The organism is Geodermatophilaceae bacterium NBWT11, from assembly GCA_014218215.1.
In the GTDB taxonomy this organism is placed as follows: domain Bacteria; phylum Actinomycetota; class Actinomycetes; order Mycobacteriales; family Geodermatophilaceae; genus Klenkia.
On record CP043652.1, the window covers coordinates 439,592 to 452,337 of the forward strand.

A 12,746-nucleotide genomic window follows, 5' to 3' on the forward strand; every position below is an offset into this window, starting at 1 on the left:
CCATGAGGTTGGTCGCGTCATCGGATCCAGGAGCGGTCGCCCGCTGGAACGCGGGACAGCTGCTCGACGAGCGGGTCGTGCTGGCCACCGCAGTGGTGCGAGAGCTGCAGAGGAGTGGCGGTGCCGACATCGGGGGCAGGTCCCGGGTGGCCCTGGACCTGCTGCGGCGGTGGGTGGGCGAACGCTACAAGGGCGGGGCGGAGACGCACGCCCGGGACGGGCTCGCCGACATGGTGGTGCCCGAGGGCTACGAGGACACCATGCGGGAGCTCACGGCGGCAACGGCCATCTGCGAGGCTCTGGCCATGGCCTGGACGGCAGACACCCAGCGCGAGCTGGACGGCGACATCGCCGAGATTCGCAGCCTGGTGGCGGGCCATGCCTGGTGAGGTCGTGCCGCGCTGCGAGACATGCTCATCGCTGCAGAGCGGACGTTGCATCGGCCCGTCCCTGCTCAACGGCGCTGCCTGTGGGAAATCAGACGGCCCGATGTGGGAGAAAGACCAGTGAAAGAGGACGTGCTGGAGCAGGTCGTCGAGGACTACCTGCAGCTCAACGGCTACTTCACCCGCCACAACCTGAAGTTCCGGCCGTCGAAGACTTTCCCGGGCTACAGCGCACACGAGCACTCAGTAGCCAGCGACGTAGACGTCATCGGCATTCATCCGCGCCGATCTGGGCCCGATCGAGTCCGGGTCGTGTCGTGCAAGGCCTGGCAGGCTGGCTTCTTCCCTGCAGCGAAGCTGGCCGAGCTGCGCGAGGAGAAGGCCAACCCCAAGCGGGCAACATGGCGCCACTTCCGTGAGCTGTGGCGGCCGGAGTGGTCCGAGGCCTTTCGGGATGAGGTCGAGAAGGCGGCTGGTCAGCGCGACTTCCACTACTCCATCGCGGTCACCGCACTCAAGGGTCCAGGTTCGGATGATCCCACCGCCGCCGCGGCAGTGTGGTCGGCGGACCCGACCATCGCCAAGCATCTGGACGGGTGTTCCTTCAGCTTCCTGACCATGAAGGACATGTGGGCTCACCTTCAGGCATCACTCACCACCACACCTGCCGCGTCCGAGATCGGCCGGCTGGCCCAATTGCTCCGCGCAGCGGGGGTCCAGGCCTGACCGACCGCTTCGACGGGATCCGGTGGACGCCAACCGCTTGTCACCTGGGTCACCGTTCTGATTGCCTGGGTGGCATGACGGGTGATGCACGGCCGAGCAATGTGGTCTACGGGGTCTACCCACTGCACGAATCGCTCTGCGTCATCGACAGAGATCGCGCACGGGCATTGAGCGACGCAATTGCGCGGGTGAAGGAGTGCACCACCATTGGCCAGGCCATGGATCTCAACCGCGAGCTCAGCGCGACGTGGGTCCCGGGTGCGCCCGAGAGCGCGGAGGAGATGGAGGACGAAGACCTCACTCCGGAGTCGCCGTACTCGTGGGACGACACCGGCGCCGTCCAGGACGGCGACTGGCCGCCCATGCCGACCGCGCTGACGTTGGAGTTGTTCGCGGAGAGCGACGTCGAGGCGTGGGCTGCGCTGGAATCACCGCCCGTCGGCGCCCGCCGCGTCACGACGACGCTCAACGGCGACTACCTCGAGATCGACCCAGCGCGGGCGCAGGTGCTCGTCGATGCGCTGAAGGGCTTGGGTATCGACGCCGTCCGCGACGACGCGCTCATCGACACCTTGTCGGGAGAATGACGTCTACCGCCGACGACGTCCTCCGACGTTTCGGAAGCCTGAAACAGCACCGCCGCGACGGCACCCGGTCGCCACACAAACCGCTGCTGGTGCTGCTCGCTCTCGGTCGACTGCAGTTAACCGGCAGTTCGGCGGTGCCGTGGTCGATCGCCGAGATCCAACTCGCAGAGCTCATCGCCGAGTTCGGTCCGGCGTCCCGGACATCGCCTGCGCAGAGTGCCGCGTACCCGTTCACCCGACTCCGAGCGGACGCCGTCTGGCAACTGGACCACGACGTTGCCATGGACTCAGTAGGGCCTCTTCGTCGGGAGGGAGTCAACGGGTCCTTCGTCCCGGACATCGAGAAGCACCTCCTGTCGACCCCGGCCGCTGTCGCCGAGCTGGCTCGCTCGCTCGCTCGTGGACAGTCAGTTCCCTGCCAGCATCTCCGACGACGTCCTCACTGCCGTCGGCCTCGTGGAGCTGGTGGAGACAGCCGTCAGCCCGTCGACGAGGCTGCGCCGGCGGGACACGACGTGGCGGATGTCCGTGGTCGAAGCCTGGGATCGGCAGTGCGCGTTCTGCGGTTACGACGGCCAGGTCGCTGGCATCCCGGTGGGGCTCGAGGCGGCGCACGTTCGCTGGTTTGCCTTCGACGGTCCGGATGATCTGGACAACGGTTTGGCACTGTGCATGCTCCACCACAAGCTGTTCGACCGAGGAGTCCTGGGGCTTGACGACCAGCACCGGGTCACGGTGTCTGGTTCTTTCACGGCGAGGACCGAGGAGGGCCGACAGGTCTACGGGCTCCACGGCCGTCCTCTGTCCGGTCGACCCGGTACGCCGCTTCCCGCATCTGTGCACGTCGCGTGGCACAGGGACCAGGTCTTCAGGGGCGCCGCGCTCGCCGCCTGGGAGTCGGCCGACGATCCGCCCGCCGAGTCCAAGGCATCGAGGACGTCGCGCCAGTCATCGGCATGCTGACCGGACGTCGCCCACTTCTCGACCCAGCTCCGCAACTGTGCGAGCTTATGAGCCGTCGTGCGCTCGTCGTCGTCCCGGATCAGTGCCGAGTACCTCGGGTCCAGGAGGGTGGCGGTGCCGCGAGCCGCGTGCTGCGCGACGCGGTCGAGGAACACGTCGAGCTCCCGGGCCGCGCCCACCATCCGGGCCGTGCGCTCATCATCCGTCTCCTCGGCGGGTGCGGCGCCACCGACCGCGAGGTAGCGCAGCTCCGGCGCCCAGAGATCTGCGGAGAGAGGATCGTCCTGGAGTGTCACAACGGTGCCCAGCTCGGCCTTGCCACCTCGCTTCTCCTTCAGGACCGCCACCTCGTGTACGAGCCTGATGACGTTGTCGTCGTTCATGGAGGCGCCCACCACGAACAGGTGGCGGGTCAGCAGCGTGGCTTGCAGGACCGCGGCCAGCGGGCGCTGCTCGGCGTCGTAACGGACGAACGATCGACGGTCCAGGACGATGGTGTCCGGCTCGCTGGCGTCCCCGTGCAGCTTGAGCAGCCACTGTCGCCAGTCGCCCTCTGGTTGCTCTCCCTTCGGGAGCAGGACTCGGGGCCGGGCGCCGGTCGCGCTCTCGACGGCGCGTTCGTACAGGTCGTCAAAGTTCGTGGTGATCGCGTTGCCGACGTCCAGGGCCGCGAGCAGTGCGTGGCTGAGCGCGAACCGAGGGGGCGTGCTGATCACGTCGGCGACCCGCTCACCCAGCGAACGCGTCTCGCCGCTCGCTTTGCCGAATGCTCGCCGCAGCACCTCGGCGGCGTCCAGCGGGTTCATGCGGCCAAGTGCTTCAGCTCCGCCAGGAATGCGCACGCCTTCGGCCAGGCGCGCCAGCAGACCGCTCCAGAGCGGAAGACCAGCCGCGACCCCTGTCCCGGCTCCCATGAAGAGCGCGAGCTGGCCGCGCAGTGCCAGGTCGCCCAGTCGTCGAGCGTCCTCCTGGAGGTGTTTGGCGAGTCCTCGCCCAGGTGCCCTGCGCCGGAGGGATTGGAGCGCCGAGTAGTCAGAGGCCGCTCTCGCGACGATGACCACATCCAGGCCGTGCAGTTGGGCTGCGTCCTCGCACGCCTCCAGCAGCTTCTCAACGACTTCACCGCGCTGCCCGTCGAGGCCACCGCCGTCCACCCCGAAGACTGGTACTGCCACCCGCCTCGGCCGTCCCGGGGTCAGGTGCTCGGCACTCTGGGAAGCGATGGCCTCCAGCACCTCGCGAACGCCGTCGGCGACCCAGGATGGGCCTGCACTTTGTCGAGACCCGACGGCGAGCAGCCATCGCCCCGGCTCGACACCGGTGCTGGACGCAAGCCGGGTCCACCGCCCCCGTGCGTCCTCTGGCCGCGCGGCTGACCGGTCTGCTTCAGATGCCCACCCCAACGCGGTCCACCACGACCTGCGTACGCCGGCAGGTCCCCGGCCATCTGTGGACACGACGAGGTCATCGCACACGATGCCCTCGACGCTGCTGCGGACGACGAACACGTGACCGGTCACGGCTCCATCATCAGGTCCCGCTCGCTCAACCATGACGGCGGTCCCTCCACGGGGTGGGGCGCGGGCGTCCTGAGCGGCTCTGCACCACAGATTAGATGTCACCCATTCGTGCAGCATTCCTGCCCGCCGCGAAGCCCTGCCGCCCTGCGTGCACGAGCACAACCATCACCGGCCTCTCACCGCAATCGGCAATCGGGCACCCATCACTGGCTTGACCAACCTGTCTGGGCAGTACAGCTAGCACCCCGTCCAACGGCGTCAGAACTTCCACTCGTGGTTGGGATCGTCGAGCGCCTTGCGAATCTGGCCGAGGTCGCCCATCGCGGCCAGTGGCGAGGACTTCGCGATGTCGACGATGCCTACCAGCACTGCGGCTGCCGCGGTGTCGTCCCCGCGGGACAGCGCTTCGTCGAATCGTGTGAACAAATCCGTCGTCGTCCGCGACCGTTCCGCGAAGGCGTTGGCCAGGTAGCTCTCGAGCGTCCGACGCGCAGCATCGATCTTGGCGACCTCGACAGTGCGATAGACGTCGAGCTCCTCCCGCTTGGATTGCTCGACCTCCTTCGTCCGGCCGTATTCCCGGAGTGCGTCGACGATGTTGTTCAGAGCTCCGAGCGCATCGGCACTGGTGACCATGGTCTTCGCAGCGGGCGGGATCACCGTCCCCTCCACAGGCTTTCTGGTGGTCATCGGCCGGCCTCCCTGTAGCTCAGGATCATCCTCATCGACTCCGAGTTGATCTGTCCGTCTTCGCCCAGCAACTGAAGGCTGCAGATCTCCCGTACTGCAAGCACCAGAGTCATCGCCCGTTCGAAGTCTGGCGCGTGCATCCCTGAGCCGAAGTCCAGGGCGTCGAGTGCGTCGAGGGCAGCGACTCCGCGCTGCACCAGCTGGCTCAGCACCATCTCTGCTTCGTCGACCCGCAGGTGCACCCCGTCGAGCGTGGACCGGAACGCGTGATGGTCAGCGATGACGATGTCGATCTTGCTCGTTGCCTCGCGCGTCTTGGTCTTTGCTTTCTCGCCCTGCACGTTGATGGCGATCCCGCTGATGAGAAGAGCCGGGCCGACGGTCACGACGTTGAGCGCTGTGGCTCCGAGTGCAACCCCGCCGCCCCCCGCTGCAATCGATCCGCCCCCCAACCAGGCGAGGAGTGCGCTCTCAGCTGCAGCCCCGGACAGGGTGCCAATGGCCGTCCCCGTGCTCGCAGAACCAACAGCTGTCACAGCCGCCTGCACGCCCGCAGACACGCCGTACCCGCTCGCAGCGGCAACGCCGGCGGCTGCGAACAGCGAGCCTTGGTCTACGAGCCGCCCAGCAGGACCCACCAGGTCTCGCTGTTCGACCGATACGCCGTCGAGGCAGGCCCAGGCCGACTCGCGCACGATCCGACTGTGCCTACGGATGAAGTCCGCCATCCTGAGGACCACCGCGCGGCGGGCAGCCTCCTGCTGCTGCCCGAATGCCCTGACCCGGTCGTTGACGGAGGCGACTGCGGCTTCGGTCTCGGCGGCTGCCTCGGCGAGCCGCGCGCGCGCTTGATCATCATCGGACCTGGCGCCCTTGATCATCAACCCACCTCGGACACCCGCGATGACGCCGCCGAGTGCGGTAGTTGCGCCGGTACCGACGAGAATCAACGGAATCAACGGCAAGACCATGCGTCCTCCTCCAAGAGCAGCAGAGTTGACGCTATCGGCAGTCCGTTATTTCAACTAGAAGGACGAGTTCACCATGGTCAGTTCGGGTTACGGATCCGGTCGGCCCCACCGTGGCACGAACGCCGCATTCAGATCCGCGGGATGACGACAGCCGCCGACAGGACTCGCGGGGGTTGAGCTGAGACCTGCATCTGCAGGTCGATGCGCCGCATGCGCGCTTCCAACCGACTCGTCAGGTCGGCCGCCTTCTGCAGCAGGCCGTCTGGCGACTCGCCGCTCTGGGCCCGACGCGAGTCCCTGGCCGCCTGCTCGTACTGCTCGATCTCGCTCGCGAGACGGTCGCGCACGAGCGTTCTCTCACGCTCCAGGTCTCCACGCCGGCGCCCGGCAAGCGTCTCGACGTAGTCGGACAGGCCAGCAGTCACGACCGCAGTGATCAGGCTGGCCTCAGCGTTCTGCAGCCAAGGATCGGCCGTGATCCGGGCGATGATCGCGGGCTCGACAGGCGTGGAGCCCTCGAAGGGATGGGCGCCCGCCGGGGCTGACCGTCCGAAGGCATCGATGGAGAAGTATCCGAAGTGTCTGTCGAGCACGAGGTCCTCACCGTCCACGATCGTTTGCTCGAGACCCAGCACCAGTGTCGGTTCGGACACCCACGCAGACCGGACAACAGACCCATGGCGCAGAGCCCCACCGGCATGATCGAGCGCCTGGCCGATTACAGCATCGAGGAGCGGGTGGCCAGGTCCGAGCAGCTGTGCTGGCTCTCCTCCCGGGACCTCGACCAGATCGGGATCGAAAACCACGCGGTCGTAGGACGCGGGCAGCGGCGCTGACGCGGCGCCGCGAACCTTCGGCGGGATGCTCAGCACCTCGTAGCGCCCACGCTCGCGTCGCACGACGCGCCCACCGATCCGGGCGAAGGCTGTCGTCCAGACGCGCTCCAGGTCACCCCAGCCGACACGCCGCGCGCGCGCCTCCTCCATGTCGCTCTGGATCGAAACGAGATCGGACCCGAGGAGTTGCTCGGTCACCAACGCACGCTCGGCCAGCAGCTCTGCCAACCCGTCAGACACCGAGGTGTCGATGACGTCGCGCATGCGGGCTCGGGTGTCCGGGTGTTCTCCGTACCGGATCGCTTCGACCAAGAGATCCCGCAACGGGGTGTCGGCGAAGGACTTGCCCAGGACGTCAAAAACCTTGCCGCCGTACGCCTCCCTCTGCTCCTCGATCTTCTCCAGGAGCCTGCTGAAAACCTCGCCTTCCCGTGTGTTGGTGGCGACGAGGTTCCAGAGCCGACACACCTCCGTCTGTCCGATGCGATGAACGCGCCCGAATCGTTGCTCGATTCGGTTGGGGTTCCAGGGGAGGTCGTAGTTCACGACGAGGTGGGCCGCTTGCAGGTTGAGCCCCTCCCCCGCGGCATCCGTCGCGACCAGCACGCGCGAGGACGGCCGGTCGCTGAAGTTCGAGACAGCACGGCGGCGCGCATCCCGCGGCAAGCCGCCGTGGATCGTCACGACCGACGAATCGCCCATGGTCGATCGGATGCGGCTGGCTAGGTAGTCGAGGGTGTCGCGGTGCTCGGTGAAGACGATGATCTTCCGAGGCTCCCCATGGTTTCCCAGCACATCGGCCCTGTCCCGGAGGATGGTGTGGAGCTCGGCCCACTTCCGGTCGGTCGAAGCAGCGCGAACGCCGGCCGCCGCGTCGGTGAGTGCCCGCACCTCGGCAATCTCCGCATCGAGCTCGGCCACGGTCTGAGCGGCTGTCGCCCCGTCGGCGAGTTCGTCCTCGGTGAGCTCCATCGTCTCGGGTGGCAGGACGTCGTTGTCCCAGTCGTCCGGGTCGACAGGCGGTAGCTGCCACGAACCCTTCGAGGACAGCAAGTCGGTGCGCTTGTCGCTCAACCGCGCCAGACGGCGGACGAGGCTCTGGTGGATGGCCGCTGGGCTCGAGGCCAGCCGACGCTGGAGGACGGTGAGCGCGAATCCGACGGTGTTCTTGCGCTGGCCTCCGACCCGCTCGGCTCGATTCATGCCTTCGCGGACGTAGTCGGTCACTTGCTCGTACAGGGCGTACTCGAGCTCGCTGAGCTCGTACGGGACGGTCTCGGCGATCCGCTCCGGGAAGAGCCGACGTCCATCGAACGTGAGCAGGTCTTCCTTGATCATGCGCCGCATGACCCCGGTCGTGTCGGGCCGTCGCGGTGCGCGTCCGTGGAAGCGATCGGGGTCCAGGAGTGAGAGAAACAGCTGGAAGTCGTCGTGCTTGCCGGCGTGGGGCGTCGCTGTCATCAAGAGCAGGTGACGGGCGACCCGACCGAGGGCTTCCCCCAGCTCGAAACGCTTCGTCTTCCGCACCTCGGTGCCGTAATGGTTCGCACCCATACGGTGGGCCTCGTCCACCACCACCAGGTCCCAGCGACTCTGCTCCAGCTGGGCGACGAGTTCGGGGCTGCGCGACAGCTGGTCCATCCGTGCCAGGAGCAGCGGTCGTGAATCGAACACGTTGGTGCCCCGATGGCTGTCGATGAGGTCTCGCCCCAGGACGTCGAACCGCAATCCGAACTTGAGGAGCAACTCGTCGTGCCACTGGTCGATCAGGCCGCCTGGCGCGACGACCAGGCACCGTTGCACGTCCTGGCGAAGGATCAGCTCCTTGATGTACAGCCCGGCCATGATTGTCTTCCCTGCACCCGGGTCATCCGCGAGCAAGAAGCGCAGAGGGGTTCTTGGCAAGAGCTCCTCGTAGACCGCTCGGATCTGGTGCGGGAGGGGCTGCACATCGCTGGTCGCGACGGCGAGCATCGACTTGGACAAGCCCGCCCGGCTGACGCGCTGCACGTCTGCCGCGAACAAGAAGTCGTCACCCAGTGCGTCGAAGGCCCGCACGCCTCCGTCCCCTGCGGACAGCTTTGGTTCATCACCGCGGAAGAGCATGCGCTGGCCGATCTGCCCGCTCGCCGACTTGTAGGTCAACTCCACCGTCGCCGGTCCGTGCCACTGCGCATGGAGGACGGTGACCGGTTCCCCCACGACCCCGGTGACCCTCGCTCCGGCGACGAGATCCTCGAGTCGGGCCACGACACTCCTGTTCGGCTGGGAACACATCCGCGATCAAGACGGACCCCGGATGATTAGCCTCACACTGTTCCATCGACCGGGCGGGGGCCTGTGAACGGCGCGGAAAAAGCAGAGCTGACCGAAGCCACGGCAATTGTCTCTGGATGGGTTGCCGCGGCAGGGAGGGTCTCGTCCGCTAGGCAGGGCGTCCTGAGTGCCGCAGCACAAGCGGACTCCCAGCTGCGCAGTCGACTGGTAGACGTGCCCCACGGGAAGACCGTGGGGTGGCGGGTTCTCGTCCTCGGTCGCGAGGACGGTCAGCTCCTGGCATCGCTTGCCGCCGCGGAGAGACTCCCCCCGCTCACCAAGGACGACGCCGCCACCATGTCGTTGTTCGCTGAAGCGATACCTCGCGCCATAGACAGATCCCGCGGTGCGGTCGGTCTCGGGCGGTTGTTCCGCGGCTCCGCAGCCAAGCAGGCGGCAGACGAAGCTGCCCAGTACGTGATGCGGGTCCACGCCGAAGGCAATCGCAAGGGCATTAGCCGGCACCTCACGAAGCTCAAGAACGACACGAACAGCCCCACGGTGGCAGTTCACGACGCGCTGTCGCCTGACGTCGGACTGTCCCGTCGTCTGGCACCAGTCAGCCGGAAACAGGCGCTGGAGAGCGCGACCCCCTTTGCGCAACTGCCCGGCGTTCTGAGGACGCTCAGCAACCTCGCTCAGCTCGAGGCCGCGCGCCGCCAGTCTGTCGTCGCCAGTGGCCACGAGGTGCGCGCCGACGAGACGAAGGCCCTGGTGGCCTCCATGCCCGTCGAGCGGTTGAAGGACGCTACGCGCGATCGATTGCGCGTGAACGCACTCCTGGACGCCGGCATCCGAACCGTCCAGCAAGTCCTGGATTCCGAAGCGAGGCTGCAGCGCCTGCCTGGCGTCGGCGTCAAGACGGCAGATCGAATGGTGGGCGCTGCGATGGCCCTGTGGCAGGCGACCTACGACGACATGCCTGCCCGACTGGACATGAAGCGCCGGTCTCCGGCAGCGACCACGTTGTTGCGGGACCTCGCGGCGTGGGACGCCGTTCGAAGGACCATGGCCGATGGTAGCCAGCTGCCCGATCTCGCCGCCCTTCGAACCCTCGCGAGCGCTGTCGGCCCACGCGCAACCCACCTCGTCGTCTTCGCGATGTCAGGCCGCAGCCCCGGTGAACTGATCCGGCAAGTCATGCCGGTGCTGGAACGTGCTCGCCGGGTCGCGTTGGCATCGGGCCCAGGGCTGGCTGGTGATCCGTGGGACGACTTCCTCACCCGCCCGGCTGACTACTACGCGCTGTTGAGCGAGCTGGGGTTCCTCGCCGAGGACGAGGCCAAGGCGCACGGCGACCTGCCGGACGAGATCGTCGAGGCTGTTCGCGCCCTCCAACTTGACACGACGTTCCTAACTGCGTCACTGCGCGGGTACCAGAGCTTCGCCGCGCGGTTCTTGCTGGTCCAGAAGAAGGTCGTGATCGGCGACGAGATGGGCCTCGGCAAGACGGTCGAGGCATTGGCCGCGCTGAGCCACCTGCGCAGCAAGGGCGAGGGCCACAGCCTGGTCGTGTGCCCGGCCGCGGTAGTCACCAACTGGGTCCGAGAGGTGGGCAACAAAACCAAGCTCGTTGCTCATCGACTGCACGGGCCAGATCGACTGAGCGCTGCCCGCCGGTGGGTGCGCAGCGGGGGCGTGGCAGTGATCACCTACGACACCCTCGGATGGCTGCTGGACGCGATGCCCAGCGTCCCCGATCTCGCTTGCGTGGTCGTCGACGAAGCCCACTACATCAAGAACCCGGACGCGAAGCGCACGGGCAGGGTGAGGCACTTCCTGGAGAACGCCCCGCGAGCGGTGCTGCTCACCGGCACACCGCTGGAGAACCGCATCGAGGAGTTCGGCAACCTCGTCAGCTATCTCAGGCCTGACCTGGTCGTCGACACCGATGGGCTCTCCGCGAGGCGGTTCCGCCAGCAGGTAGCCCCTGCGTACCTCAGGCGGAACCAGGAGGATGTCCTGACCGAGCTCCCGGAGTTGGTCGAGATGGAGGACTTCGCGCCTTTCACCGACGAGGACGCACACGCCTACCGCCGTGCCGTGCGGGACGGCAACTTCATGGCGATGAGACAAGCGGCCCTTCGTCGCCCCGACTCGGGCAAGGCCCAACGGTTGGTCGAGATCGTCCGAGAAGCGGAGGAGAACGACCGTCGTGTCATCGTCTTCTCCTACTTCCGAGACGCACTCGACATGGTCGCCCGCACTCTCCCGGGTCGAGTCGTCGGCCCGTTGACCGGGTCGGTGAACGCGAACAAGCGGCAGGCGATGGTGGATGAGTTCAGCAGGGGGAAGGGCGGAGCGGTCCTGGTGGCGCAGATCGATGCCGGGGGCGTCGGGTTGAACATCCAGGCTGCGTCGGTGGTGGTGATCTGCGAGCCGCAGCTGAAGCCGACCACCGAATGGCAGGCCATCGCACGCGCCCGGCGTATGGGACAGCTCGAGTCCGTCCAGGTGCACCGTCTGCTGTCCGAGGAGGGAGTCGATCAGCGGGTCCGCGAGATCCTGGCGAAGAAGGGCGCGTTGTTCGATGACTTCGCCCGGGTCAGCGCCACGGCCGAGAGCGCACCGGAGGCGTATGACGTGTCCGAGGCAGAACTAGCTCGCGAAGTAGTCGAGGACGAACGGCGCAGATTGTTCGGAACACCATGACAGCTGCACCTCGGCGCAATCGCGCCGTCATCCTCGACAACAACGTCTGGTCCTACCTGGCTGCCCAATCATCGGACGTCCGGTATGTGGAACGAGCAGCAAAGCGGGGCAACTGGACGCTGCTGACTCCGCCGAGCATTCTCCTCGAGGCACTTCGGCGTCCCCACGCCCGCGAGCGACGCGCGACGGTGAGAGCCATGAGCGTCGGCCCTCAGCGCCGACGTGTTCTCCCCGAGATCGCCATGGAGGTCGACGACTTCATCGCTCTCGTCGGCCGCCATCTGCCTGCGCTGCTCAGGCCGACTCCCGATCGACTCCGTCGCAAGGCCCTCGACGACTACTGGACGGCAGGCATCTGGACCGAAGTAGCGAACGACGACCGACACTCGCACCAGAACCAGGTCGCTGCCGCCTCCCAGCGGGCGTCGCTCATCGCGACAGCCCGTGAGAACAAGACATCCCTGGGCAGGATCGGATTCGACGCCAGGCAGCTGCACACGCTGCTGCACCTGACCGACGAGAGAGCACCAGCGTCTTACCTGCTCGGCTGGGACGGCTCTCAACGCGAAGCGTGGCGAGTGCAGCTGCGCGACCACTGGTTCAGGGCCCTGATCTGGAGCGACCACCAACGCGACAGGAGCGCGGCTCTCTACCGCGAGTGGGCCGGCTGCCATCTCGATCTCGACGCGATCTCGGCCGCGGGGCCAGCCCTGACGGAGCTCTTCCTCTCGACCGTGCAGCCGATCGATCTTCCGCACGCCTGGTTCCGATGGGCCGTCAACATGGCGCAGGAGGCGCGGAAGATCGGCAGCGGGAATGCTGTCGACAACCAACACAGCGCGTACCTACCGAACGCCGACCTGTTCATCACAGCTGACCGCAGGATGGCTGACGCACTCGCCATTGCCAGCGGCCAGACGCCCTTTCCTGTCGCGCACACCTTGCTGGCCATCGTCGAACCACTGCACACATTTGCTTCTCGTATCGGGGACCTGCTGCAGGAACAGGTGGCGCCGGAATCGACGACGGGCTCCCGACACGAGGCGTCCCGGGGGCGCATGTCGCCGCCTGTGACCGGTTAGTGTCGATTCGTGATCAC

At 66.9% G+C, this 12,746-nt stretch carries 9 protein-coding genes and 2 pseudogenes; 7 read left to right on the top strand and 4 right to left on the bottom strand.

What is annotated here, in order from left to right; genetic code table 11:
- The first annotated feature begins 2 nt into the window (after positions 1–2).
- The 4 genes and pseudogenes from F1C76_02100 (at position 3) to F1C76_02115 (ending at position 2,662) form a co-directional block, all read left to right on the top strand.
- Positions 3–389: a hypothetical protein gene (locus F1C76_02100; GenBank protein ID QNG35558.1), complete on the top strand. Its 387-nt coding sequence runs from the start codon at positions 3–5 to the stop codon at positions 387–389.
- Positions 390–518: 129 nt separating this feature from the next.
- Positions 519–1,112: a hypothetical protein gene (locus F1C76_02105; GenBank protein ID QNG35559.1), complete on the top strand. Its 594-nt coding sequence runs from the start codon at positions 519–521 to the stop codon at positions 1,110–1,112.
- Between the two features lie 74 nt (positions 1,113–1,186).
- Complete coding sequence (locus F1C76_02110; GenBank protein QNG35560.1) at positions 1,187–1,699, top strand: hypothetical protein; 513 nt, start codon at positions 1,187–1,189, stop codon at positions 1,697–1,699.
- Positions 1,696–2,662: pseudogene (locus F1C76_02115) on the top strand (restriction endonuclease). The gene F1C76_02110 and the pseudogene F1C76_02115 overlap by 4 nt, the downstream one beginning before the upstream one ends.
- Here F1C76_02115 and F1C76_02120 read toward each other — a convergent pair.
- Positions 2,479–4,299: an SIR2 family protein gene (locus F1C76_02120; GenBank protein ID QNG35561.1), complete on the bottom strand. Its 1,821-nt coding sequence runs from the start codon at positions 4,297–4,299 to the stop codon at positions 2,479–2,481. The pseudogene F1C76_02115 and the gene F1C76_02120 overlap by 184 nt on opposite strands.
- Positions 4,300–4,306: 7 nt before the next feature.
- On the opposite strand from F1C76_02120, the pseudogene F1C76_02125 reads away from it, so the two are divergent.
- Positions 4,307–4,423: pseudogene (locus F1C76_02125) on the top strand (IS481 family transposase).
- Positions 4,424–4,440: 17 nt separating this feature from the next.
- Here F1C76_02125 and F1C76_02130 read toward each other — a convergent pair.
- The 3 genes from F1C76_02130 to F1C76_02140 all read right to left on the bottom strand — a co-directional run bounded on the left by F1C76_02130 (position 4,441) and on the right by F1C76_02140 (position 8,956).
- A complete protein-coding gene (locus F1C76_02130) occupies positions 4,441–4,872 on the bottom strand; it encodes a hypothetical protein (GenBank protein QNG35562.1) in 432 nt (143 codons plus the stop codon).
- Positions 4,869–5,843: a hypothetical protein gene (locus F1C76_02135; GenBank protein ID QNG35563.1), complete on the bottom strand. Its 975-nt coding sequence runs from the start codon at positions 5,841–5,843 to the stop codon at positions 4,869–4,871. Before F1C76_02135 ends, F1C76_02130 begins: the two co-directional genes overlap by 4 nt.
- 128 nt (positions 5,844–5,971) lie before the next feature.
- Entirely contained in the window at positions 5,972–8,956 is a 2,985-nt protein-coding gene (locus tag F1C76_02140) for a DEAD/DEAH box helicase (protein ID QNG35564.1), read from the bottom strand.
- Positions 8,957–9,019: 63 nt separating this feature from the next.
- Here F1C76_02140 and F1C76_02145 point away from each other — a divergent pair, with 63 nt between their 5' ends.
- A complete protein-coding gene (locus tag F1C76_02145; GenBank protein ID QNG35565.1) occupies positions 9,020–11,647 on the top strand; it encodes an ATP-dependent helicase in 2,628 nt (875 codons plus the stop codon).
- Between the two features lie 197 nt (positions 11,648–11,844).
- Positions 11,845–12,729, top strand: coding sequence for a hypothetical protein (locus tag F1C76_02150; GenBank protein QNG35566.1), 885 nt, complete (start codon positions 11,845–11,847; stop codon positions 12,727–12,729).
- Positions 12,730–12,746: the final 17 nt, after the last annotated feature.